The organism is Bacteroides sp. OM08-11 (genome assembly GCF_003438665.1).
Taxonomy (GTDB): Bacteria; Bacteroidota; Bacteroidia; order Bacteroidales; family Bacteroidaceae; genus Bacteroides; species Bacteroides cutis.
Window position 1 is genome coordinate 73,721 of the sequence record NZ_QSTJ01000007.1, and the last position, 23,674, is coordinate 97,394.

The 23,674-nt window shown below is 39.4% G+C and carries 33 protein-coding genes and 2 tRNA genes; 30 read left to right on the forward strand and 5 right to left on the reverse strand.

The window, feature by feature from the left end; all coding sequences use genetic code 11:
• Nucleotides 1-43: 43 nt before the first annotated feature.
• From DXC10_RS12740 to DXC10_RS12755, 4 genes are all read right to left on the reverse strand, one after another.
• Entirely contained in the window at nt 44-577 is a 534-nt protein-coding gene (locus DXC10_RS12740) for a Pvc16 family protein (protein ID WP_117737979.1), read from the reverse strand.
• A gap of 559 nt (nt 578-1,136) precedes the next feature.
• On the reverse strand, nt 1,137-1,934 hold the full coding sequence (locus DXC10_RS12745; RefSeq protein ID WP_158557856.1) for a nucleotide-binding protein: 798 nt from the start codon (nt 1,932-1,934) through the stop codon (nt 1,137-1,139).
• A 29-nt stretch (nt 1,935-1,963) separates the two neighbouring features.
• Nucleotides 1,964-3,055 (reverse strand): type I restriction endonuclease, encoded by a 1,092-nt coding sequence (locus DXC10_RS12750; RefSeq protein WP_117737981.1) that lies wholly within the window; start codon nt 3,053-3,055, stop codon nt 1,964-1,966.
• 22 nt (nt 3,056-3,077) lie between these two features.
• Entirely contained in the window at nt 3,078-3,788 is a 711-nt protein-coding gene (locus DXC10_RS12755; RefSeq protein WP_117738080.1) for an XRE family transcriptional regulator, read from the reverse strand.
• 247 nt (nt 3,789-4,035) lie between these two features.
• Here DXC10_RS12755 and DXC10_RS12760 point away from each other — a divergent pair, with 247 nt between their 5' ends.
• The 22 genes from DXC10_RS12760 to DXC10_RS12855 all read left to right on the forward strand — a co-directional run bounded on the left by DXC10_RS12760 (nt 4,036) and on the right by DXC10_RS12855 (nt 17,442).
• Nucleotides 4,036-4,248 (forward strand): hypothetical protein, encoded by a 213-nt coding sequence (locus DXC10_RS12760; protein ID WP_222705377.1) that lies wholly within the window; start codon nt 4,036-4,038, stop codon nt 4,246-4,248.
• A 131-nt stretch (nt 4,249-4,379) separates the two neighbouring features.
• Complete coding sequence (locus DXC10_RS12765) at nt 4,380-4,745, forward strand: hypothetical protein (RefSeq protein WP_117738081.1); 366 nt, start codon at nt 4,380-4,382, stop codon at nt 4,743-4,745.
• A 36-nt stretch (nt 4,746-4,781) separates the two neighbouring features.
• Nucleotides 4,782-5,009, forward strand: a complete 228-nt coding sequence (locus DXC10_RS12770) for a hypothetical protein (RefSeq protein WP_117737983.1) — start codon at nt 4,782-4,784, stop codon at nt 5,007-5,009.
• Between the two features lie 61 nt (nt 5,010-5,070).
• Nucleotides 5,071-5,331 carry a hypothetical protein gene (locus DXC10_RS12775; protein ID WP_117737984.1) on the forward strand — a complete coding sequence of 87 codons (261 nt, stop codon included), beginning with the start codon at nt 5,071-5,073 and terminating at the stop codon, nt 5,329-5,331.
• Nucleotides 5,328-5,552 (forward strand): hypothetical protein, encoded by a 225-nt coding sequence (locus DXC10_RS16250; RefSeq protein ID WP_147331310.1) that lies wholly within the window; start codon nt 5,328-5,330, stop codon nt 5,550-5,552. The genes DXC10_RS12775 and DXC10_RS16250 overlap by 4 nt, the downstream gene beginning before the upstream one ends.
• A gap of 501 nt (nt 5,553-6,053) precedes the next feature.
• The gene (locus DXC10_RS12780; RefSeq protein ID WP_117737985.1) at nt 6,054-6,266 is read left to right on the forward strand and encodes a hypothetical protein; all 213 of its coding nucleotides are present in this window, start codon (nt 6,054-6,056) and stop codon (nt 6,264-6,266) included.
• Nucleotides 6,266-6,652 carry a LuxR C-terminal-related transcriptional regulator gene (locus DXC10_RS12785; RefSeq protein WP_117737986.1) on the forward strand — a complete coding sequence of 129 codons (387 nt, stop codon included), beginning with the start codon at nt 6,266-6,268 and terminating at the stop codon, nt 6,650-6,652. The genes DXC10_RS12780 and DXC10_RS12785 overlap by 1 nt, the downstream gene beginning before the upstream one ends.
• Nucleotides 6,649-6,945 carry a hypothetical protein gene (locus DXC10_RS16355; RefSeq protein WP_117737987.1) on the forward strand — a complete coding sequence of 99 codons (297 nt, stop codon included), beginning with the start codon at nt 6,649-6,651 and terminating at the stop codon, nt 6,943-6,945. Before DXC10_RS12785 ends, DXC10_RS16355 begins: the two co-directional genes overlap by 4 nt.
• Nucleotides 6,946-7,172: 227 nt before the next feature.
• A tRNA-OTHER gene (locus DXC10_RS16360) sits at nt 7,173-7,292 on the forward strand.
• Between the two features lie 225 nt (nt 7,293-7,517).
• Nucleotides 7,518-7,585 (forward strand) — tRNA-OTHER (locus tag DXC10_RS12800).
• Nucleotides 7,586-7,620: 35 nt separating this feature from the next.
• Nucleotides 7,621-8,559, forward strand: a complete 939-nt coding sequence (locus DXC10_RS12805) for an ATP-binding protein (protein ID WP_117737989.1) — start codon at nt 7,621-7,623, stop codon at nt 8,557-8,559.
• Nucleotides 8,543-9,364: an HNH endonuclease gene (locus tag DXC10_RS12810; RefSeq protein ID WP_117737990.1), complete on the forward strand. Its 822-nt coding sequence runs from the start codon at nt 8,543-8,545 to the stop codon at nt 9,362-9,364. The genes DXC10_RS12805 and DXC10_RS12810 overlap by 17 nt, the downstream gene beginning before the upstream one ends.
• The gene (locus tag DXC10_RS12815; RefSeq protein ID WP_117737991.1) at nt 9,364-9,789 is read left to right on the forward strand and encodes a hypothetical protein; all 426 of its coding nucleotides are present in this window, start codon (nt 9,364-9,366) and stop codon (nt 9,787-9,789) included. The genes DXC10_RS12810 and DXC10_RS12815 overlap by 1 nt, the downstream gene beginning before the upstream one ends.
• A 2-nt stretch (nt 9,790-9,791) precedes the next feature.
• Nucleotides 9,792-10,439 carry a hypothetical protein gene (locus DXC10_RS12820; RefSeq protein ID WP_117737992.1) on the forward strand — a complete coding sequence of 216 codons (648 nt, stop codon included), beginning with the start codon at nt 9,792-9,794 and terminating at the stop codon, nt 10,437-10,439.
• A gap of 2 nt (nt 10,440-10,441) precedes the next feature.
• Nucleotides 10,442-12,130 (forward strand): DEAD/DEAH box helicase, encoded by a 1,689-nt coding sequence (locus DXC10_RS12825; RefSeq protein WP_117737993.1) that lies wholly within the window; start codon nt 10,442-10,444, stop codon nt 12,128-12,130.
• Nucleotides 12,127-12,492 (forward strand): VRR-NUC domain-containing protein, encoded by a 366-nt coding sequence (locus DXC10_RS12830; protein WP_117737994.1) that lies wholly within the window; start codon nt 12,127-12,129, stop codon nt 12,490-12,492. Before DXC10_RS12825 ends, DXC10_RS12830 begins: the two co-directional genes overlap by 4 nt.
• Nucleotides 12,489-13,277 carry a hypothetical protein gene (locus tag DXC10_RS12835; protein ID WP_117737995.1) on the forward strand — a complete coding sequence of 263 codons (789 nt, stop codon included), beginning with the start codon at nt 12,489-12,491 and terminating at the stop codon, nt 13,275-13,277. The genes DXC10_RS12830 and DXC10_RS12835 overlap by 4 nt, the downstream gene beginning before the upstream one ends.
• Before the next feature lie 85 nt (nt 13,278-13,362).
• Nucleotides 13,363-13,764, forward strand: a complete 402-nt coding sequence (locus tag DXC10_RS12840; RefSeq protein ID WP_147331311.1) for a DUF6633 family protein — start codon at nt 13,363-13,365, stop codon at nt 13,762-13,764.
• A gap of 114 nt (nt 13,765-13,878) precedes the next feature.
• On the forward strand, nt 13,879-14,298 hold the full coding sequence (locus DXC10_RS12845; protein ID WP_117737997.1) for a Cas9 inhibitor AcrIIA9 family protein: 420 nt from the start codon (nt 13,879-13,881) through the stop codon (nt 14,296-14,298).
• A gap of 3 nt (nt 14,299-14,301) precedes the next feature.
• Nucleotides 14,302-15,648 carry a PcfJ domain-containing protein gene (locus tag DXC10_RS12850; protein WP_117737998.1) on the forward strand — a complete coding sequence of 449 codons (1,347 nt, stop codon included), beginning with the start codon at nt 14,302-14,304 and terminating at the stop codon, nt 15,646-15,648.
• Nucleotides 15,645-15,806: a hypothetical protein gene (locus DXC10_RS16365; protein ID WP_158557858.1), complete on the forward strand. Its 162-nt coding sequence runs from the start codon at nt 15,645-15,647 to the stop codon at nt 15,804-15,806. The genes DXC10_RS12850 and DXC10_RS16365 overlap by 4 nt, the downstream gene beginning before the upstream one ends.
• A 91-nt stretch (nt 15,807-15,897) precedes the next feature.
• Nucleotides 15,898-17,442, forward strand: coding sequence for a P-loop ATPase, Sll1717 family (locus tag DXC10_RS12855; protein ID WP_117737999.1), 1,545 nt, complete (start codon nt 15,898-15,900; stop codon nt 17,440-17,442).
• Nucleotides 17,443-17,562: 120 nt separating this feature from the next.
• Here DXC10_RS12855 and DXC10_RS12860 read toward each other — a convergent pair whose 3' ends face one another.
• On the reverse strand, nt 17,563-17,835 hold the full coding sequence (locus DXC10_RS12860) for a hypothetical protein (protein WP_117738000.1): 273 nt from the start codon (nt 17,833-17,835) through the stop codon (nt 17,563-17,565).
• A gap of 176 nt (nt 17,836-18,011) precedes the next feature.
• On the opposite strand from DXC10_RS12860, the gene DXC10_RS12865 reads away from it, so the two are divergent.
• From DXC10_RS12865 to DXC10_RS12900, 8 genes are all read left to right on the forward strand, one after another.
• Nucleotides 18,012-18,548, forward strand: a complete 537-nt coding sequence (locus DXC10_RS12865; protein WP_117738001.1) for a class I SAM-dependent methyltransferase — start codon at nt 18,012-18,014, stop codon at nt 18,546-18,548.
• Complete coding sequence (locus DXC10_RS12870) at nt 18,545-19,651, forward strand: phosphoadenosine phosphosulfate reductase family protein (protein WP_117738002.1); 1,107 nt, start codon at nt 18,545-18,547, stop codon at nt 19,649-19,651. Before DXC10_RS12865 ends, DXC10_RS12870 begins: the two co-directional genes overlap by 4 nt.
• Nucleotides 19,652-19,754: 103 nt before the next feature.
• Complete coding sequence (locus tag DXC10_RS12875) at nt 19,755-20,252, forward strand: IbrB-like domain-containing protein (protein ID WP_370448217.1); 498 nt, start codon at nt 19,755-19,757, stop codon at nt 20,250-20,252.
• Nucleotides 20,253-20,254: 2 nt separating this feature from the next.
• Nucleotides 20,255-20,848, forward strand: coding sequence for a ParB N-terminal domain-containing protein (locus tag DXC10_RS12880; RefSeq protein ID WP_158557860.1), 594 nt, complete (start codon nt 20,255-20,257; stop codon nt 20,846-20,848).
• Nucleotides 20,849-20,879: 31 nt separating this feature from the next.
• Complete coding sequence (locus DXC10_RS12885; RefSeq protein ID WP_233519957.1) at nt 20,880-21,392, forward strand: DNA-packaging protein; 513 nt, start codon at nt 20,880-20,882, stop codon at nt 21,390-21,392.
• On the forward strand, nt 21,392-22,708 hold the full coding sequence (locus DXC10_RS12890) for a phage terminase large subunit (RefSeq protein ID WP_117738005.1): 1,317 nt from the start codon (nt 21,392-21,394) through the stop codon (nt 22,706-22,708). The genes DXC10_RS12885 and DXC10_RS12890 overlap by 1 nt, the downstream gene beginning before the upstream one ends.
• Nucleotides 22,705-23,244, forward strand: a complete 540-nt coding sequence (locus tag DXC10_RS12895) for a hypothetical protein (protein ID WP_117738006.1) — start codon at nt 22,705-22,707, stop codon at nt 23,242-23,244. Before DXC10_RS12890 ends, DXC10_RS12895 begins: the two co-directional genes overlap by 4 nt.
• A complete protein-coding gene (locus DXC10_RS12900; protein ID WP_117738007.1) occupies nt 23,241-23,672 on the forward strand; it encodes a hypothetical protein in 432 nt (143 codons plus the stop codon). Before DXC10_RS12895 ends, DXC10_RS12900 begins: the two co-directional genes overlap by 4 nt.
• Nucleotides 23,673-23,674: the final 2 nt, after the last annotated feature.

Sequence of the window (23,674 nt, forward strand, 5' to 3'; positions counted from 1 at the left end):
AAGTTTTCGATCATATACTTCATATTGATCCCTGTTTCTTTATTTACATTTCCACAGTTGGTCTGTCTGACGTTTTTCCTGTCGTACAGATTTCTCCTGCATCGAGGGTTAAGCGGCGGATCTTGCATACGACGGACGGATAGTATTGTCCGCCCAACAACGTCCACACGTTGTTCAGGTCTTGGGGCGACAGGCTTACGATTTCTATCGTGTAGTCCATCCCTTCCACCGTGAATCTCGGCATGGACTGGATGAAACGCAACGTGTCAGTAAGTACAGAGAGTGATACGGCATACTGTCGTTTATCGAACACTGCCGCCAGTATCACGTTCAAGTTGAGCAGCAAAGGCGGCTGCAACCGCACATAGCTTTCACCGGCGCATCGTTGTACAGGAGCGGAAATACCACCGGAAGTCTCACGTTCCACGTTCAGCAAGCTCATCACCATTTTATTGGGGCATTCCTCTGTGTTGCCACCTATCTGCTCCACTGTTGCCATTCCTTCAGGACAGTGATGGAAGCCAGACAAGTACTCGTCCAAACGCTCGGTATAATATGTCAGTATTTTGCGTATCATTGTTTATTTGTTTAAATTATTATTGGTGTTTATTTTATGAGTTTCAAAGATAAGGAAATAAAAATAGATTGGAATAATAACTCATATAAAAAAACGTAGCGGCCCGGCTACGGGAAATGCTCTATATACCATAATGTAAAAGCACTTCCAACGTTCGCCAACGGAGGAAGTGCTTTACACAAAAACTAAACTAGACTTATAGTATTGGAAATGCAGTTGTAATCTGTGCATCACTTCTTTGCAAGTTGGCTGAAATAGATGTCCGACAATAAATGAGAAAAATTAGTTCATATTTTGTAATGTTACGTTACTTCGATTTATATTTTCGAGCACTTCATCAATGAATAAAGAGCGGTAATGTGGGCATTCAAGAACGCCCTTACTTTTTGCTTCCCTATACACTTTGGAAAATAATTTTGCTTTCTCTCTGTCAGTGGTCGGTAGTTGCTCTATGGGGGTGCCGAGGAACCGACACCCCCAGCCTTTGCAGGTGGGGGTGAGGGAACAATGGTTTGAACTTTTCCACTGACATGAGCAATGATTTATTATTTGTTTCATGTTATGGGATCAGGAGTACATTTTTAGATAGTATTGGAGTAGGGGTATCTTTCTCATAGGCTTGAATATTTATATTTCCTTCTGCATGTATACGCAAGCACATATCAGAGTTTGATGGTCCAATTAGTTTTGCTAATTGTTCGTTTTTACTTTCATCATATGGTTCGACCACCCAGTCTCCAAATGAAGAAACATCATATCCATACGAAGTTTTTTTGTCTATGTTACTTATTCTAATGATTAGTTCATTACCTTGAGGGACATTGGCTTTAAAACTACATTTTTCTTTAAGCATAGATACTCCATCAGCAAAAATATTCGGACCAAACCTGCCGGTTGCTGGGAAATTAATTTTATGCATTCTCACCTGCATTCTAATTTGTTCGCAATAACTTCCTACACTTGCTTGCATGTTTGTGTTGGGAGATTCAAAAGTCCCTCCTGTAACTCCTGTTAAATCTGATGGAAGGTGTAAATCATATCCACGGGGCATTATGTATGAAACTCTATCTCTTCCTAATTTTCCATAGAATAACCCCAACTCAAAAACCACATTATCACGTACTGTAGTTTTTTCTTCACCTCTGATCTCCAGTTTATCCTCTGGAAGAAAAACGAAGGATGCAAAGTCTGAGTTCTCAAGTACTGTGCTCAAGTCTTCTAATGGCGAATGAGATAGTTTGAATACTCCTTGACTCCACACTGTAACGTCCATATCAAAGTCTAATTCGGCCTTAATGGCTCTTGCTACTGGAAGGCCTTCAACTGAAGAGCCTATAAATAATCTTGGTTTTGCCATAATTTCTAAATCACCATTATAAAACAACATCAATCTTTGTGTTCATACATATCAATTGCTTTAAAGAAATCATCTTCATAATTAAAGATGTCATCTAAGCTTTCAATTGTATGCTTCACATCTTTCTTATTTTCATCAATAGTAGCTACATATTTAGTAGCTGTATTGAAATACATGCGACAAATAGGTTTTCGGTTATTGTTGTCAAGTAATATACTGAAGTAAGTCTGTGCATCACGATATACTATACGAGATATATCCACTTTCTTCCGGCAAATAGCCTTGACGATGCGATAAGCGTCAAGTTCATCCTCTGTGGTTACAATTTTTGATTCAGAATGATTTTCCTCCTGATTGTCTTCGGATGAAGTGTCTGTCTGTTTGGACTGTACAGGTTCGGGATTGGAGTCGTTGACAGTTAAAGCCCCTTTCAACCGTTCGTTAATAATATCGTTGATGTGTGAAGAGATGGCACGTTTGACTAAAGGTGTGAACTGATCTATTATGTTTTGAAGCATTCTACCTTCATAAACTTTTGTAGCAAACATTTTTACGAAATCAGTGCTAGGAGAGGAGAATTCTTCTTGTATGATAGCTTTTAGTTCTCCCATATATTTTAATTCACTGGCTGAGTTCAGAATATTGTCCACATCAAAGTATGACTTATGGAATTTTTTCAATTCTTCGATTTGATTATCCCTCAAGTCTGTAATATCCACTTCTAAAAATGGTTTATCATCCATTATATTGGGTTCTTTTAAATCTGTATAGAAGCGGTAGATAATTCCATTGGTTAAAAGTCCGAATTTAGCCTTTGATACGTTGAAATAGCGTAGCAATTGGTTGTCGTGCAGGTTTAAGTCTTGTTTCCAATGCTTACATTCAATCAGCAATATAGGCTGGTCGTCCTTCATGATGGCATAATCAATCTTTTCTCCTTTCTTGGTTCCAATATCACATGTCATTTCGGGGAGTACTTCTAAAGGATTGAATACATCATATCCGAGAGCATTAATAAAAGGCATGATGAAAGCATTTTTAGTTGCTTCTTCTGTCTGAATGTTATCTTTCAGCTTTTCGATTCTATCTGCGAGCTGTTTAATAGTGTCTTTAAAATCCATAGTATTTATTTTTAGATTGATATTATAATCTCATGCTACGTTCAACAACCTTAATTACATTATATATCTCTACTACATCGTCAAGATTGACGGTATAATCATTGAATAGTTCATTTAGTGAATGACAAGTGATATTTCCGCTATCGTCCTGCGCTGTGATTTGCTTAATGGATATTCCTTTTGTTCGATGTACGATGACGAAATACCAGTCGTTGATATGAAGTTTAGGGAGCCATAAATCACGTCTTACTTCCCTGCAAAGTAGCTTGTCCCCGTCGCAGATAGAATTACGGCTGCCATCGTCCATGCTGTCACCTTCTGTTTCAAATATGCGGTACTTTCCGTGATAAGTCTGGTCTACGATCACCGGCATTGTTGGCAGGGTATCTATGTATTCAGCATCTCCGTAGCCGGCGAGATAACCGCATTGTGCTTTGATGTGTATAACGGGCACATTCATGTAGCTTAGGTCATCTACTTGACGGGCATTAGAGTGGAATGTTTGGGATTGGGTATCGGTAAGCATATTCCCCTCACCAGTTAGTAGCCATGAAGGATTAACATTGGGTAGTTTAGATGTAATTTTGTCAATAACACTTCTACCAATTCCTCTTTTTCCACTAACCCAACCACTAGTAGTAGAGGTTTTTTCTCCCATGAAATTCGCAAATTCGAGATTGCTATCATTGAAGAATGTTTTTCGTATCTCTTTTATTCGTTCAAAAACTTCCATATTCGCAAAAATGCTCTTTAAATTCGCAAAATTGTTAATAATTGTCAATACTGCAAATGTTTTTCTTTTAAAATTCGCATTATTCGCAAAAGTGCGTATCTTTGCAACATCAACAACGACTTCAACAGCAAAGATGCGAAGTTTGAGTGAGATTACCAAATTATTTACATACCTAAAAAGGAGTAAGACAATGAAAAAAAGAGATTATGAATTGGTAAAGAATGGCAAGTATAACAGAAGAGCAATTATGCAGAGAGCTTATGTATATATGCGTAATTACAATTACTCTCTTTCAAGCGCCTTAAAAACGGCTTGGTGTGATGCTCATCTGAAAATGGATGAATATAAAGTACAGATTGCTCCTAAGTATCAAGATTACCCGAAATCGGCTAATAATTTCAGACAGGCTATGATTGATTTGAATCCTACTCTAAGAAGCTACGATAGCTCTTGGAGATAATATAAACAAAGCTGCAGAAAAGGTCAGTGCTATACCGGTGACAAAAGCCGCGAGTGTTCGTAATGGCAAACGAACACTTTACCCTTCACCGGGCAGCTTTCCCAAATGCTAAACTTAAAATGAAAACAGATATGTTACAACAAGAATTTGAAGAGAGAACAGGATTAAAGTTATCGGCTGACGGTTATGCCGAGGTTGAGGAATGCTACATGAATACAGACCTTGATAAAGACATGTTTTGTAAACTATGGATGGAAAACCCCTCTGCGTTGAAAGAGATTGAAAAGAAAACGGTGTTGACTCGTGAACTTTACGAGGAACGTAAATGCCTTTCTAACTTCTTGATAGACCAAGCCGAAAAATGGTCAGCGTCAGACCTTAGAGAAAAAGCAATAACCATGATTGGTGAGCGTGAATACCTCAGAAGAAAGATTACTAAAGGCTATAATCTTTGGGAAGCGGATAAAGAGTTGCTTTTGGATATTCTGAAAAAGTAGAAATAATCTTCGTCCGGTCGTTGAGCCTACCCTTTGATGGGAGACGGAGAACAAGATGGAGTGATTGCCCTAAGCGGTCCGTTCCAGAAAGCGATACTGGCGCTTACCCTCAAACCCAGCATAGAGGACGCGAGAGATACCCGGAGTAGCAAGAATTTGCCAAGATGTCTGAATGGGAGTTCAGAACGAGCGAAAGATTTGCAACGGTGCGAAATAAGAAGCCGACATGCCCCGAACGGTTATGCAGTGAAGTATAGTAGCTGATAACTCCGTTGAGAAGAGCAGAGAGAGCTTATCGGGGCACGAATATTAAAAATATAAGAATATGGACTATAAGGAAATAAACAATTTAACAGGTAAAATAAGTAAGATAGAATCCTTATTGGAACATTCCTCTCAAATAGAGATGATTGCTACAATTCCGAATGCAGGTTATGGAGCGTCTATATATGATGCTTCGGAACCGACAATAATAACGGTGAAGTTGGAAAAGGACGAAGCTGAATTTCTTCTAAATGAGTATCAAAAACTTATAGAACAGAAAGTGGATAGTGTGATAAAAGTGAATAAAAAGACGAATTTATGAAAGCAATTATAGAAAAGCAAGTAAGCATACTTCCTGCAAATAGCGGATTTGTCAGCAAGAGCGATATCAATGTAGCTCCTTATGTATTAACTATCAGGTTGTTTTCAATTCCGATATACAGAAAAGAGGTGAATGCCTCAAAATGGATAAGTCTTACTTCATTAACAGAAACTCCTTACAATAGTATATGCAACCAATGCGATGATAAACAGCAGGAATGAAACATACGAGCCTTTTTCGCAAAATACGAAAATCCTTCTTCTTGGTATGCTTTCATATACGTAAGCTTGACCGTGCGGTAATTCCCCGTTATGATATTTTCTTAGGTATTCCCGATAGGTGCGCACAGCTTGATTGCTCAACACTCTATTCTCGTATAGAGATATTCCAGAGAAAAGGATACAGAGTGCATTTACGCATATTGCAGTCACAAGGAGAACCTTGTTGCAAAGACTGTCCTCTGAAGGACTGCTTAAAGAAATGATTACCGCAAAGGTGGTTGAGGCTACCATTAAAAGCGTTGTTTGTATTTTGAATACCCATTCGGTTTGTTCATCCAGAGAACGCATATATAACCTAATTAGATTTCTTTCCCAACTCATACTTACTTAATTTTTTGATTTGACACTTCAAAGTTAAGTAAATCTCCCGAATAAAGCGTGATGCTGCCAATCGAATTGGTTCGGGAGAACTCAAATATTAATCATTAAAATTTTATAGCAATGAAAAAGAAAATAATTACAGAAAACTACACGCCGGCTTTGAGAGATATGGAAGTAGGAGATATTCTTACTTTCCCGGTGAAAGCTTACAATTCTATCAAAGGTACATTGATTCCCCGATTGAGATTGGAACTTTGCGTAGAAGATGCAGATTGGAAAGTAGGAGACATTGATAAGAAAAAAGGTCTTTTTGATGTAGAAAGGGTTGCGTGATGGTTTCCCTTTCTCCAGCGGAAATGCTTGTTGCAAATGAGTATTGTAAGGGACTTGCCGACAAAGAAGTGGCCGACAATCTGAGCAAGTCTGTTTGGACTATCAAGACACAGAAGCGGACTATCTATCGAAAGTTAGGCATATCCAAAGATACTGAATTGCTTCTGTATATGATTTGCGACAGGCTGAAACGCAATTTCGATTTGAATGAGTTACGGAAGCATGGACTTGAGTTTTTATTCTCCATTCTTTTCATAGTAATGCAAATAACTTGTAATGATATTGATATGCGGAGAATGAAAACGCCCTCACGAGTGCGGACTACAATGCGCTATATAAGAGTAGGGGGACGGAGTAATAATAATTTTAATTTTTTGGCAGCATGATATATGAGGTAAACGGTGATTTACGCAGTTCTATGTTGATTGATGGGACAGCGGAGGCAAGGTTGGCAGATATACTTACCATCATGGATAAGCGTACATTTCCTAAGAGGGAATCAGAAAGAATAGTAGGTGGCCCGGGGAGATTGAAAACTTTGGTAAGTTCTCGAAGAGTGAGAGTTGAGTACAAACCTAATGGGAGAAGTTATTACAATGCTTCAGATGTATTGAGTTTTGCAAAAGTAAGAAAAGGAAGAAACCATGAAAAGAATAATTCTCAACGTGCTATTGCTTAATATATTGGCTTTGCCTTGTTTGGCAATGTTCAATGATGTTGATCCGGTAACAGGGGACTGGAACTATACTGTTAATCTTTTTGGTATAGTGTATTCTGTTTGGTTCTATCACAAAGTATTAAAGAAGATAATAAAGATATGAACCTCAGCGGAGGAAGTGCATTACACAAAACTTATTTAGTTAGATTGCTGTCTGCATGGTCTGTGAAGATATAGCAGGCAGAAACGGGTAATTAGCTCAGTCAGGTAGAGCGGTACATGATTATTTAATGTTGGTAATTTGTCATGGTATTATTTAAAGGTTTCATTCATGTACAGGTCACGGCGTTCAAGTCCCGTATTACCCACACTGCTTTTTTATGTTTAACCAATAATGCCGACGAAAAGGACGTCGTAGGGAGAATGCCCCTATTTGAGTTTTATACTTTAAACTATCTTGTTAACTACCCTTCCCGGTGTGGCTTGGCCGCCTATCCGGGAGCAATGCCCAAGCGAGGGCAGATATAGTTTAGTATTTTTATTTGGTTGTGCTGAGGTGTTCTGTCTGTGAAGATAGTACACCTTTTTTATTCGGGAGTTCGGTGTAATGGCTAACACGCCTCATTCGAGGAGACTGACGGTTCGAGTCCGTCAACTTCCACGACATTTTTTATTAACCACATAAATTTTATCATTATGAGTTTGATCAAGAAACCTAACGAGCTGACTGTTAAGACTACATTGTCAGCACTGATTTACGGACAACCGGGTATGGGAAAAACGACATTGGCATTATCAGCCCCGAACCCTGTGCTGTTTGATTATGACGGTGGTATTCATCGCGTCAATGCTGCTCATCGCGTACCCACTGTCCAAATTACAAGCTGGGATGAAACGAACCAAGTACTTGCTTCCGAGGAGATCCAGGAGTTCGACACAATTGTGATTGACACTGCCGGAAAGATGCTCTCTTTCATGGATAAGGCTATCATGGCAGCCAATCCGAAAATGAAGAAGGCTGACGGTACTCTTTCCTTGCAGGGCTATGGGGTACGAAAAAATATGTTCATCAGCTTTGTAAATCAAGTTACCCTCATGGGTAAGTCTGTTATCTTCGTAGCTCATGAACGGGAAGAGAAAGTCGGTGATGAAAAACAGATACGCCCGGAGATTGGCGGTTCATCTGCCGGTGACTTGATTAAGGAGCTGGATTTGGTCGGCTATATGGAAGCCATTGGCAAGGATAGAACAATTTCCTTTGACCCATGTGAGAAGTTCTATGGTAAGAATACTTGTAATCTCTCTTCACGTATAAAGATACCTGTTATCATTGATGCGTCTGGTACTGTTACGGGAAAGAATGATTTTATGACGAACATCATTAATACTTACAAGGAATATCAAACAAAGCAAACTGAGTTGTCTTCCGAATATGATAAGCTTCTTGAAGTTATTCGTGATATGATGGAGCAGGTGACTGATATGCAGTCGGCTAATGAGGTACGGGAAGCGATTGCGGGTATGAACCATATCTTTGACAGCAAGGTACGGGCTGGTATGATGCTTAATGAGAAATGTAAGCAACTCGGGTTGAAATTTAATAAACTCAGCAAGAAGTATGAACCAGCCGCCTAAGTACAGACTTTACCCGTCGCTGCTTGATAAGTTCGAGCAGTATCTGCGGGCGGATGAACAGGTTGAAAGTTTTTGGAATGTCGACAATGAAACGGGGGAATACAAGAAAAGCCCCGAAGAGATTGAGGCGGAGCTCAAGCAAACTCTGCTTGATGCGATAAACCGCGTTCCATTTGAGAGTGAAGCGGCTGATAAAGGAACGGCATTCAATGCTATTATAGACTGTTATATCCATAGGAAAAAGCATATTCCAAATGAACGAGAACCATATACCATTATCGGTGATGAAGAAACCAACATTATCCAAGTTGATTTTCCGGCTACGGATATAGCGCCTGCCCGTCATTTCTTGTTTGACCGAGCATGGTGTATCGAGCAGTCGAGATATTTTGCCGGTGCATTGTCTCAGGTCTTTGTCTCTGCCATTATCTCCACCCGTTACGGTGATGTGGAACTTTACGGGTTTATAGACGAACTTCTCCGAGATACTGTCTATGACATCAAATCAACATCCAAATATGATTTCGGCAAGTATAAACATGGCTGGCAGCGGCATGTATATCCTTACTGCCTGATTGCTTCCGGTCAAATGGAGAGTGTGAAAGCTTTTGAGTACACTGCTTATCAGTTGAAGGGCGGTACGAGTCGTACACCGCTAATCAGCGGAACGCAATATCCGGAATACTACACCTATAACCATGAACAGACGGTTAAACAGTTGACCGCTCACTGTGAGCATTTCATAGAGTTTTTGGAAGCTAACAAGGAACTTATTACGGACAAAAAAATCTTTGGATTAGAGTAATGGCGCAAGAAGCAATTTTAGAAAAGGTTAAGGGTGAGGTACACATAAGCAAATCTTTTGACTTCATGTGTTCCCAACTTCGTAATGGTCGGTACCGTGTGAAAATTGAACGGTTCACAGAGCCGCGGACATTATCGCAAAACGCCCTCATGTGGCTGTGGTTCACTTGTATTGAGCAGGAAACGGGGACGGATAAACAGGATGTACACGACTATTACTGTAACCTTTTTCTTAGAAGAGCTTCCTATATTAAAGGTAAAGAAACGGTTATCGCCGGAAGCACCTCGAAACTCAATACAGTGCAGATGACTGACTTTCTGAATAAAGTACAGGCTGATGCTGCTGCCGAACTGGGAATAACTCTCCCTCTTCCGGAAGACCGTTACTATAACGAATTTATCAACGAATATCAAGACAGGAGATAGAAATGAATATCACAAAAGCAAAAATAACAAAGGACAACACGCTTGTTGCCACTTTTAAGAACGAGAATGAGGATAATGTAACCGTTGAGGGAAAGAACCTTATCCATAAGGATTTGCGGGCAGCGTTTGACGAGCTGATTCCTCACCTTACTTTCCTCTGCGAACAAAAGGAAGCTGACGGCAAAGATTCCATAGATGAATTGCCGGAAGAAATCTTTTCAACATTTGAGGTTACCGGTTATACAATTGGTGGTTCCGATGATAATATCGGGATTACTTTAGTCGGTAAACGTTTCTTAAAAAGTAAAAAGGTGCTCAATCTCATTGCACCGTTTACCATGTTCAACAATGAGAACGAGGAATACGAACACGCCTTTGAGTTGCAGCAAGCCATTGATGCTTGTAATTATGAAGTAGAACAGTATCTGACCGCAAAGAAATGGGCAGTAGTTCAGCAGGAACTTCCATTTGATGAAAGTACCCCGACTGATATAGGGGCTGACCCAGTGGGGGACGCTACTTTTGAGGAGGAAGCTAACGAGTTCCTCAAACAAGTGGCGGAACAGACCGGTACTACTTTGATTGTGGACGGTAAGAAAGTGAAACCGCGTCATTCACGTACTAAGAAAGTCAAAGAAACGGCAGCTTAATTATGGCAGCACCTTTTTGTATCACCAAATATCCAGACGGCTTCAAACTTAAATTCATGTATCATCCGATGCTGATAAAATGTGTGAAGAACATTCCGTCAGTCAAGGCCAATGCAAAGAGAGCTTACCTCTTTAATGAAAAAGCCTGGTGGGTTGATCTTGCCGATGAATGGTATGTCAACACCATGGCGAATTGGGCGGTGCAATATGGTTATTGCGGATCAGTACAGCGGTTGGAGCAAAGAAAAGCTGATATAAGTTTTGAGATTGCTCCAATGCCGCAATTGGCCGTACCTCATGGGCTACTTCTTGAACCATACGATTATCAGAAAGAGGGTATCGCTTATGCATTAGAACATAAACGGTGCATCTTCGGTGACCAGCCGGGACTTGGTAAGACATTACAGGCGATAGGTACGGTAACAATAGCGCAATCTTATCCATGTCTTGTAGTATGTCCGGCTGCATTGAAAATAAACTGGCAACGTGAGTTTAAGAAGTTTGCCGGAAAACAGGCTCTTATACTTGATGATAAGAACAAAAATACGTGGCAACGCTTCATTGAAACCAAGTGCTGTGATATTTTCATTACTAATTATGAGTCGCTGAAAAAGTTCTTCGTATTAGATGTGAAGAATGATACGCGGTTTACGCTGAAGTCAATCACTTTTGATCCTCGCATAACGCTTTTCAAATCGGTCATTATTGATGAGTCTCATAAATGTAAGTCTACTAAGACCCAGCAAAGTAAGTTTGTTGAGGGCATCTGCAAAGGTAAGGATTTCATTCTTGAGTTGACAGGAACTCCGGTAGTGAATGATAATACTGACCTTATACAACAACTTAAGATAATGGGACGTTTGGAAGATTTCGGTGGGTATAAGACATTTACCGAGCGCTTTTGTAACGGACCGAAGAAAGCATCCAATCTGAAAGAATTAAACTGGCGTCTTTGGAATACCTGCTTTTTCCGACGGGAGAAGGCAAAGGTGTTGACCCAACTTCCGGATAAGACACGCCAGTATATCGAGATGGATATCACTACGCGGTTGGAATATGAGAAAGCAGAAAGCGACCTTATTCAATATCTGCGTGTTTATAAGAATGCGGACGACGAGAAGATTGCCAAGTCCATGCGCGGCGAGGTAATGGTAAGGATGGGTATATTGAAAGCTATTTCCGCTCGTGGAAAAATCAAGGCGGCTGCCGAATTTATCCATGACGTTATCGATGGGGGAGAGAAACTGATAGTATTTGCTTATCTGAAAGAGGTAGTAATGGAACTGAAAAAGATGTTTCCCAAAGCAGTAACGGTTACTGGTGAAGATAATGCTACCCGGAAACAGATGGCTGTAGATGCTTTTCAAAACAATCCGGATTGTACACTTATCATTCTGAACTACAAATCGGGTGGTACGGGGCTTACTTTGACCGCTTCCAGTCGTGTGGCCTTTATTGAGTTCCCATGGACGTTCAGCGATTGCGAACAGGCTGAAGACCGGGCACATCGTAACGGACAGAAAAATAACGTTAACTGTTACTACTTCCTTGGTAAAAATACCATTGATGAATATATGTATGATGTCATTCAGCGGAAGAAGGGTATAGCTAACGGAGTTACCGGAACTGATGATGTAGTAAAGGAGAATGTAGTAGATATGGCTATGGACTTATTCAAAAGTAGATTATGAGAAAGAAACAAACTACACCGCAATCAGAAAGCCAGATACAGCATAGCTGCCTGACTTGGTTCCGGCATCAATATCCGTTTTTGAGTCGCATGCTGTTCGCTGTTCCTAACGGTGGGAAACGCGATTCCCGTACCGGTGCGCAAATGAAATACGAAGGTGTTTTACGCGGCGTTGCCGATTTGATACTTCTTGTCCCTAAGAAAGGTTTTGCGTCTCTCTGTATAGAAATGAAAACTCCGATGGGGAAACAGAGAGAGGAACAAATTGAATGGCAGAGAGAAGCGGAAAAGTATCGAAATAAATACGTTATCTGCCGTTCTCTTCAAGATTTTATGAACGAGGTTAATTCCTATCTACGATGAATTATATTGAATTAGTCAATAACTTTTGGACTGTGAGGCGTATTAGACCGATGACAAGTTACGAGGCAGATTTTTATTTCTATTTGCTGAAAGAATGTAACTCGAGAAACTGGACTAATCCGTTCGAATTGCCGTCGAGGAATGTGGAGCTTGAACTCGGCATCTCTCGCAAAACAATTTGTGACCTGCGCAACAAACTCCAGCAAAAAGGATTGATTTCTTTCAAAGAAGGGAATAAACGGGCAAACGGAGCTTTTTATCAGATACTTTATGTTTCTGACGGTAACAAAAATGGTAACGAAAGTGGTAACGTAAATGGTAACATAAACGGTAACGTAAATGGTAACCCTTTATATAAACATAAACATAAACAGAAACCTATGGGGGAAAATAACTCTGGCGAGTTATTCCCACCGGAGCCACCACCGAAAAAGAAGCTGCTTAAAACCAAAGTAGAGTTTATACCACCGACCGTCGAAGAAGTGAAAGAGTATTTTCGGGGCAAACTTCCTGACTGGGAATTGCAAGCGGATATTTTCTACAATCATTTCTCCGGGCTTGGTTGGAAAACGGCTACAGGTGCCAAGGTTGAACGTTGGGACAGCCGGGCCAATCTTTGGATAATCGAAAAAAAACAGCAAGGCAATGGAAAAACAGAAACCCAAGGACAAAACGGTCGGGATGCTGATAAGGCAGCAAAGGCAAGAAACCTCATTGCGGAGTACGCGGCCATCGAGCAGGGATGTGACGTTGTCGGCCATCAAGCAGAGATACCCGACCTTTAGCCAAGCCTCTGCAGCATATTCGACATCGCTCCAGCCGATACTTCTTGCCGACCTTGATAAAGCATACAGCGAGAAGTCTCCCACGTTGTCAGACCTTGAACAGATGTACGGTGACGGCTCCTCGGTTTTGTGGGCAAAGACGCAGCTACTGACTATTGATTTTGCCTCTGCCACGAAAGAGAGTGCCGATGAAAATGCTTTGAACGAGTTCTCAAACCTGTTTGTAAGGCAGTATCACTACATCAAGTTGACCGAATTCATTTTATTTGTCGCCCGATTCAAGTTGGGCAGATACGGTAAATTCTACGGCTATTTCGACACGATAACCATTGGCGAGGCTTTCCGTAAGTTCCTCAAAGAGCGGTCAGATGAGTTGGATATAATCATCCGGAAACGTAATAACCAGGCGCAGGAGCAGCGGCAAGTACCTGTGGAACGGAATCACCAACCACCCGACGACTTACGGGCAAAACTCAAATTAAGATGAAAGACATAAAACTGATAGCGACTATTCTGTCAATTCTGACAGCGTATGCCGCTTTTTATTTTGTCTGCTACTGGATAGCGGACTATTGTTTAAGAACTTATTTGTAACGCAATTATGGAAAACAAAACTTTCAAAGAAGCTATCAAGAGTTATCTTGATGAACGTGCCGGGACTGACGAACTGTTCGCTAAGTCCTACGCAAAAGAAAACAAGAATCTGGACGAGTGTTGTTCTTACATCATGGGTGAAGCCAGAAAGCGCGGAAATGCCGTCGCTATGTCCGACACTGAAGTATTTGGTCTGGCCGTACACTATTACGATGAGGACGACATCAAAGTCAACAAACTACCTGCCGCCGCAAGAGCTGTAGCTTCCGCTTCATCCCAATCGGTTAAGCTGACCGAGGAAGATAAAAAGAAAGCTCGTGAGGAAGCGATTAAACGTCTTACCGAAGAGCAATATGTTTTGCTCAAGAAAAAGCCGTTACGAGGAAAGAAAGAGGCAATGGAAGTTCAACAGATGTCATTGTTCTAAGCCATGAGACCGCGTACTAAATTACAAAAGGAAGTTGCCGAGCTGAGTGCAAAATTGGGTGAAATATCTGATTCTCCCAAAGAGTGGGCCAAAGAACATCTGTTTGCTCATACGGCACATAAATGCAAGGATGAACTTTGGTGTTCGGAATGTGGGAAAATATGGATAAACACCGATAATAGCGAATTGAGCATTATCCTTTTGGGTGATAAGACCGAATGCCCTTATTGTCACCACAAGCTGGACGTAAAGGTAAGTCGGAAATGCCAGAATGAAGAGGAAATCTACATGGATATACTACAGGTTGTAGGTAACTTCCAAGTGATACGCCATATCCTGTGCTGCAAGTATTCTTGCAAAAGTGGTTTTCGTGAGCATCTGACATCAAATCCTTATTACAGTTTTTTTGAGACTGTTCAGGAATGGATTACAGTTAATGGCAAACGTACCATTATCGCCAGACCTATGAATATGGGTGGCAATGGATGGTTGTATGGTAGGCCTTTGAGTATAAAGAACGAATACGGTAGTGGTTATTACAGTTATGGTGATGTGTATTCTATACATGGATGGTTATATCGTAAGATAGAGGTTCTACCGGAGTTGAAGAAACGTGGTATAGGCCGGAATTTTCCTGATGTCAATCCGTCGAGGCTTATACGATCGCTCTTAACCGGTAACAATGATGCCGAACTCTGCTTGAAAACAAAGCAGATGGCAATGCTTAAACACATGGCTAAGGAAGGGTATTATCAGCTTCGGTACAAGCCATCTTTTAATATCTGTAACCGTAATCACTACATCATCAAGGATGCCAGTATGTGGAATGATTACATCGACCTGCTGCTCTATTTCAAGAAAGACGTACGTAACGCCAAATATATATGTCCTAAGAATCTGAAAGTCGAGCATGATTTGCTGATGAATAAGAAAAGGAGCATTGAAGCAAAGCTTCGCAGAGATAGGGAAAGGATGGCGGCAATCCGTCTTGAAAAAGAACGTAGGGAAAGTATTATTCAGTTCTACAAGAGAATGGAGAAGTTCTTCGGTTTGGAGATAACGGACGGAAGTATAACTATCCGTCCATTGGAAAGTATAACCCAGTTCTACCAAGAGGGGAAAGCAATGCACCATTGCGTATATACAAATGGGTATTACAAGCGTAATGATTGCCTTATCCTTTCGGCCCGCATCGGGGAAAAACGTATCGAGACAATAGAACTGTCCTTAAAAACTCTTGAAATAGTTCAATCGCGTGGTGCATGTAACCAGAATACAGAATACCATGAGCGTATCATTGGGCTTGTTAAAAAGAATATTGGTCTAATCCGTAATAAATTATCAGCATGAAACATATCATCCGAAAAATAGAATACATCACCGGCGATAATCGTCGGTGTGAGAAAGTAATCATTGAAACAAACGACATCGAGACTGAGAGAAAGCAGTTGTATGCTGAGTACCCCTATGATGTGATATACTTTACTTATGAGACAAAAAGTACATAACTAATCAGAATGTTATGTCCGAAATTAAATAGAAATGAGTTGTTTATTTAAATGTAGTCTTATATATTTGTAGATTAATAAGATTAAATTTATGATAATGCAACAATATCTTGAGGAAATAGGATTTTTTATGAATCCTTTTCAAAATACAAATGCTGATAATGAAGTCAATTATATTGAGGACTATTTTATAGCTCCTGATTATTTTGAGGATGTTTGGGGGGATCCTGATAATCCTTGCTCAAATATTGTTTATGCTCCAAGAGGTGCAGGGAAAACAGCACAGAGGATAATGATTGAGAAGAGGGCTGCTAAGAATCCTAATATGATTTGTATAACATATACCAATCATGATTTATCTCAATTTAAGTCTATAGATGAAGTTACTTATGAATATCATTTAATAACGTTAAATAGATTATTGTTGCTTGCATTTTTTAGTGAACTAGACTCTATGGATAGTTATGCATGCCAATCTGCTTTTTCATTCTCTGTGAGACAATATATATATAAACTGTCTAAGATATATTTATATGATACTCCTGCTTCATTTCCTAAGCAAGCAATGTCGTCATTAAAAACTTTCGAGGATAGATTATTGGGTCTATGGAAACACTTTAAAGAACCAATTTCTAGTGTGATAAAAGAAATTTCCAAGAAAAAAGGATTAGAAATAGATATATCAAAAGTAGATGTTGAGCCTAAATTGCAATTATCGCATAAGGATAATTTTTTTAATCTGATTCAATTATTTAAGAAAATAGATATAAATACTATCTATATTTTGATAGATAAGGTTGATGAACAGCATTTAACAGGCAATGATCCTAAAGCGAGTTATAAATTTATATCTAGTCTAATTAAAGATCTTGAACTATTAGAAATGCCAGGTGTAGCATTTAAGTTTTTTTTATGGGATGCTTTAAGATCATATTGTACAAAGGATGCTCGTCCCGATAGGATATTTTCGTATAATTTGAGTTGGGAGTTTAATAAGCTCCAAGAGATGCTAAATAAGCGAATGCAAACATATAGCAAAGGACATATTAATAACGCGTTGGAGCTTTTCTATCCAGCTAAAAGTTTAGGAAGAACGATTTTGTTTTCTGAAGGTTCTCCACGAGATTGTATTAGGATATGCAATAGAATATTGTCAGAACAATTTAAATATGGTTCTCACAATAAGGTTTTTTCGTCATTCATTGTTGATATGGCGATAGATAAATTTACAGATGAAAAGATTAATGAACTGATTACAAATAGAAGTAATCAAATGCATTTGTCTAAAATTCATTCGGTTTCTTTTACTATTGAAGAACTAGTCGGTAAAAAAGTTGCATCAGATGTACCTGCTATTAGGAATATAATACTACCATGGACAACTATGGGACTATTAACCAAAATAGGAATTGTAAAAAGGAAAAATAAAAAAGCTGTAAATGAATATGCTTTTAGTGATGTAAGAATGGCAAGGTATGCTTGTAAAAATATGAATCTTGATGAATTTATTAATTCTAAAGTTTTAAGATGCCAAACTCCTTGTAGGTGCATTTATTATAGAGATTTTGATAAAAAACAATACCCATGTCCTGTATGTGGAATAAATAGGCCTGTTATAGAAGTTAACAATAAATAGGGATAAATAAAACTCATAAAACCTGTTTTCAGATTTTTGATCGCATTTATAGTAAATGCGATCTTTTTTATAATGTAATAAAATAAAAATAACCTGAAGAGATTATGATTTTTTCTCTAACTACCTAAAGAATGAAGTTATAAGTGATAGAAAAGTAATGAAAAGTGTTGCAATTGACATGTATAACATAATCTTTGATGATTTGTCATATTCTTTCCTGAATTTCTGTTGAGCAAGAATTTCTGCTTTTTGCATTTGGAGTAGTTTATATTGTTCCTCCATGAGAATACGGTTATTTTGTTCGTCTTTCTTTTTTATATAAGTTGATTGCCCGGAAAGTCCAGAACCTATATCAAAACCTAAATCACTTTTATAAGAATTAAATCCATTCATATTAATAAGCCTTTATGTAAATGATAAAACAAAAATGATGCCAAAAGGCTATGCAATGAAAAAATAATGGATTCTCAGTTTTTTACTGCCAAATCGTGTCAGTAACTTCTTTGATACCGGATAGTCCGTTCATGGATTATTCGGTATCTTTATTTTGTAAATCAAAATAATAAAGTATGTACGCAGTAAATCAGTATGACGCAATTGCAGAGAATTACGATTCTCTGTTTAAAGACAACGCCAGTATTGAGGAGAACAGTAAGATAGCCTCGATGCTTTTGGATATTTCCGGAATTATTCTTGATGTGGGATGTGGTACCGGACTGTTCCTTGATATTCTGAAAGTATCTTCGGATGAATATTTCGGTATCGATCCGAGTAATAAGATGCTTGAAATTTTCAGGAAAAAACATCCCGGATACCATAACTTGTGTATCCCATTTGAGATGTTAAACCTGAAGTTTGTGGTATTTAATACTATTGTCGCTTTGTTTGGTTCGGCCAGTTACATTGAAATCGAAGCGTTAACGGATGTCCCCAAGGGGAAGATCTTGTTCCTTATGTTCTATAAAGAAACATATCATCCGGTAACTTATGAACGTAGCGGTTGCGAATTGGAATATTATGAACATTCGAGGGATGAGCTGGAAGAAAGCTTTCCTCACTGTGAAGTAAAAGAATTTGGTAACTATTATATCGTGACTAACATATGATATTATATTCGGAACAAAATGTGTATGAGGCGGCGAAGGAACGCATAAGGCAACTGTTTTCTATAGGTGGTCGTCTGGGTGTTTGCTTTTCCGGTGGCAAAGATAGTACCGCTTTACTGCATATCACTTTAGAAGTGGCACGTGAACTTGGTATTCAAAAGATACCGGTTATGTTTCTTGACCAGGAATGTGAGTATACATATACAGTCGAGTATATGCGTTATGTTATGTCTTTGCCGGAAGTAGAGCCTATTTGGGTACAAGTACCATTCAGATTATGGAATGCTAACAGTGGTGATTGGTTTATTCCTTGGGAGCCAGGGAAAGAGTGGATGCGTGAAAAAGAGGATATTGCTTTCAAAGAGAATGTATATGGCGCTGACAGATTTAAAGACATGTTCAATGCCATTGCATTTCATCATTTGGGAGAAGATTATGTCTCTTTGGGTGGTGTCCGTATTGAGGAATCACCGGCCCGTCGTGCAGGATTAACAGGCAAAGAAACTCTTCCTGGTATGACATACGGAAAGCGTTGCAGTCATGGAGTAGTTATGTACCCTTTGTATGATTGGTCTTACCGCGATATCTGGTATTATATCTTCTCCAATCGGTTAAGATATAATAAAGCCTACAATTACATTTTCTCAAAAGAGCCGCTACGTTCGGCCAGGGTGTCCTCTCTGATTCATGAGAACAGTAATCAGAATATCCCTTACTTGCAGGAAATTGACCCGAAGGCATATAATGCCATGTACACCCGCATCCCCAATATTGGTACGACAAATCATCTTCTGTTGGATGCCTTTGAAGAGATACGTAATTATCCGAACTGTTTTAAGGATTGGCCGGAATATTTGCAGTATCTCATTGATAACATAGTAGCCGAGGATAAGAATAAAATTATTTTCTCCAATAACCTGAAGACAGTGATTACTAAAGTTACAAATTGGTCTGATGTAGACCGTCTTGATATTTACCGCGCTTTTGCTCGTGGGATTATTACCGAAGACTTTGAACAGACAAAATTGAATAACAGATTATTGGTTCATAAATCAAAGTATAAATATGGAAAAACTAAAAGAAATAATCACCCGGATGCTTGATGAAGCGCCAGACAAAATAAACTTCTTCAATGAAGTGAGGCAACTTCTATTTTCTTTGTCCCCGGAGAAAGTGAACCCGGTGGATCGTGTTCTTTGGGTTCCAATGGAAATGGTAAAGGCAAACAACTATAATCCTAATGCTGTGGCAAAGCAGGAAATGCAGTTACTTTATACTTCCATTCGGGAAGACGGATATACACAACCTATTGTTACGATTTGGAGTGAGGAAGAGCAAAAGTACATCATTGTAGACGGGTTTCACCGTAATCTCATTGCACGTATGTACAAGGATATTGCCCGACGGAATAGTGGTCGTCTCCCCATTGTGGTTATTGATAAGGATATCAATGACCGTATGGCATCTACGGTCCGGCATAACCGGGCACGTGGTAAACATTCTGTTGACGGCATGACGAATATCATTTATAACATGATTAAAAATGGAGAGTCGGATGCAGTCATTTGTAAGAAGCTTGGTATGGAACCATTAGAGCTTGTAAAACTTAAGCACATCACCGGCTTTGCTAAGATGTTCAAGAACTATGAATACAGCAAAGCCATTAAAGAAATTATTCATCACACAGATTCAGCAGAGTTATGATTATGGATATACAGAATATTGCAATAGATAAAATCATTCCATATTGGAATAATGCCCGGAACAATAGCAAGGCTATCAAACCGGTAGAGGAATCAATCAAGAAGTTTGGCTTTAACCAACCGCTTGTAGTAGATAAGAATCTTGAAATCATTGTCGGCCATACACGATACTTTGCCCTATTAAATCTTGGATATAAGGAAGTACCTTGTATAGTCGCTGATTTGGATGAAGAAAAGGCACGCCAGTATCGTATTGCTGATAATAAGACATCGGAGTTTGCATCATGGGATGAAGATAAACTGATACGTGAACTTAGGACTATGAATGTCCCTGCAGATATGCAAGATTTCTTTTTTGAGCCAATAGAGCAGCTGCTCGGATTTGATGTAAACTTTACTCCGGCAAATGATTATGCAACAGAAGATATGCAAGCAGAGGAAGTACAGCGGGAGTTCAGTCAGGAAATGGAACGTCAAGAGAATGAGGCTTTCAAAAAGAAAACGGAGCGTATTGAGGGGAACTTAGAGCAAGAAAAGACCGAATATATTGAAATGGCATGTCCCTATTGTGGAGAAATAATCAGGATGAAGAAGTGATATGGTAGCACCTGCGGGAAATAAATTTTGGATGTTAAGGAGTAAGCATGGGAGAGATAAACTCTTTTCCACGCCGGAACTTTTATGGGAAGCTGCCTGTGAGTATTTCCAGTGGTGTGATGAAAATCCCTGGCTCTCCAAAAAAGCTATTCAAAAGACGGTTCCTGTGAAAAGAAAGAAAGGGAAGAAAGTGGAAACTGTTAATGAACAGCAAGTGCAACAGGAAGTTTCCCCGACTTCCCGCCCGTACTCTCTTACCGGGTTTTGTATTTACGTAGGCGCTTCATCCAAATGGTGGAGCACCTTTCGTACGGAATGTAAAAATAAGAATGACGAAGATTTTTTAGAGGTCATCGCACGCGTGGAAGAAACAATCGAAACGCAACAGTTTGAAGGTGCATGTGTCGGTGCTTTTAATGCGAATATCATTGCTCGTAAACTTGGGCTTGCGGATAAGCAGGAAGTGGACCATACGAATGCGGGGAAAGAGTTTAAGTCATTTTCATTTCTTCCATATACCAAAGAAGCGGAGAGTGTGAAGTGATGGGAGAGAGAGTCAACATAAAACAGCGTTTAGCCTATAACTATCTTCGTGACGATGTTACGAAGTTCTTATGTTATGGTGGTGCCGGTGGAGGTGGTAAGTCATGGCTCGGTTGTGAATGGCTGATGCAATGTTGCCATTATCTTCCCGGAACTCGTTGGTTTGCGGGGCGAAATAATCTCAAAGACAGTCGAGCATCTATAGCGGTGACATTTGTTAAAGTGGCTAACTCTCATGGCTATCCATATTATCACTTGACAAATGACGGCATCAAGTTCGATAATGGGAGTGAGATTATCTTTTTGGATTTGACATATTACCCTTATAAAGACCCGATGTATGAACGTTTCGGCTCCTTGGAATTTACGGGTGGATGGATCGAAGAGGCGGGTCAAGTGAATAGATTGGCCTTTGAAGTGTTACAGACTCGTATAGGACGGCACTTGAATGATGTCTATAATGTTCCAGGGAAAATTCTTATTACTTGTAATCCCAAAAAGAACTGGTTATACGATAAATTTTATAAACCATGGAAAGAGCATAAGTTAAAAGATGGTTATGCTTTTGTACAGGCGTTGGTACAAGACAATCCATTTGCAACAGAAGACTATATAAACACTTTGAAAAATACTAATGATAAAGTAACGAAAGAGCGTTTGTATTTCGGCAATTGGGAATATGATAATGATCCGGCAGTACTTTGTGATTATGATGCTATTTGTGACTTGTTTACAAACGAGCATGTACAACCGATAGGCTTATCGACTGGTTCTTCTGACCTTGCCATGAAAGGCCGAGACCGTTTTGTCTGTGGGCATTGGATAGGTAATGTATGTAACATCAGGTTAGACCAGGAATACAGTACGGGTAAATCCATTGAAACGGATCTTAAAAACATGATGATACAGTGGAAGATTCCACGTAGCATGATGGTAGTTGATAGTGATGGGCTGGGGAGTTATCTTGAAAGTTATCTGAATGGCATCAAAGAGTTTCATGGTGGTAACCGCCCTATTAATCCGGAGTTTGACAATCTGAAATCAGAGTGCGCTTTTAAGCTCGCAGAACTAATAAATAACCGACAGATAAGGATTATATGTACGGAAGCCCAAAGAGAGCGTATAATCGAAGAATTAGGAGTTTTAAAGCAAGACCATATAGATGCTGATACCCGAAAGAAAGGAATAATCAGTAAAGAGAAAATGAAAGAGATACTTGGTCATTCTCCGGATTATCTTGATATGCTGATAATGGCAATGTTCTTCCGTATCAAACCAATTCCCAAACGACCAAAAGCAAAATTAGGACAGATATGACAGTAAAAGAATTTTTGATATTAAGTGAGGTGGCAAGTAATGTTACTGACTTATTGGAACAGATAAAGAAACTCCCAAAGCCGGATTTCATTTCGGGAGTTCGTTTGCCGGATAATCTGAATGATACCACTATTGGGCAACTTATGGGACTACAATCTATATCAAGCGATGTTGATTGTATAATGATACCATGTCATGTCCTTTTAGGATTCTCTGTTGAACAAATAGAAGTATGTGAGGTAGAGGATGTTTTGGGCTTTTCCTCATGGGTTACTAAAGAGGTGGAACGGATAACCAAGCTGTTTGAAACAACAAGTGTGGCGCCTACTCCTGAGGAAAAACGTGCGGGTGTGGATCAGTTATCATTTGGCTTGTTTGGGTTGGTGGACTATTATGCAACCCGTATGGGAATAACTGACCATGAGCAGGTAGAAAGTGTTCCATGGGTAAGAGTGTATAAATGTCTTGATATGGATGCAGAGAAGATAAGATATGAACGAAGATTACGTAAAATTTATCAAGATAATAACAAATGAACACAAGTGTAGAGAGGAAAATAGCGTCTGTTGCAGAAAAGCTGAAAGACATAACCTATTTGTTTGATAACTGGGCGACGGCTAATGTCCGGTTGGATAAAATGCCATTACCGGCTATCATTAATCTACTACCTGTATCCGGTAAGTTTATTATATCCAGAACGCAGTTGAGGGATTGCCCTAATTGCATGATAGCATTTGCCGATAAGACTGAATTTGATTTTGACGGTAAGGAGAATGATACTATCATAGAACGTTGTAAAGAACATGCAGTGAACTTTATTCGTGAGCTTAATAAAAGTGGATTATTTGAGTGGGTGAGTGATGAAGTTCCTTATTCTATCTTTTACGATAAATTGGATGTGAATGTTACCGGAATTGTAATAGAATTGAAACTTAAAGAGGTTCAAGGAGTCTCAATGTGTTAGTT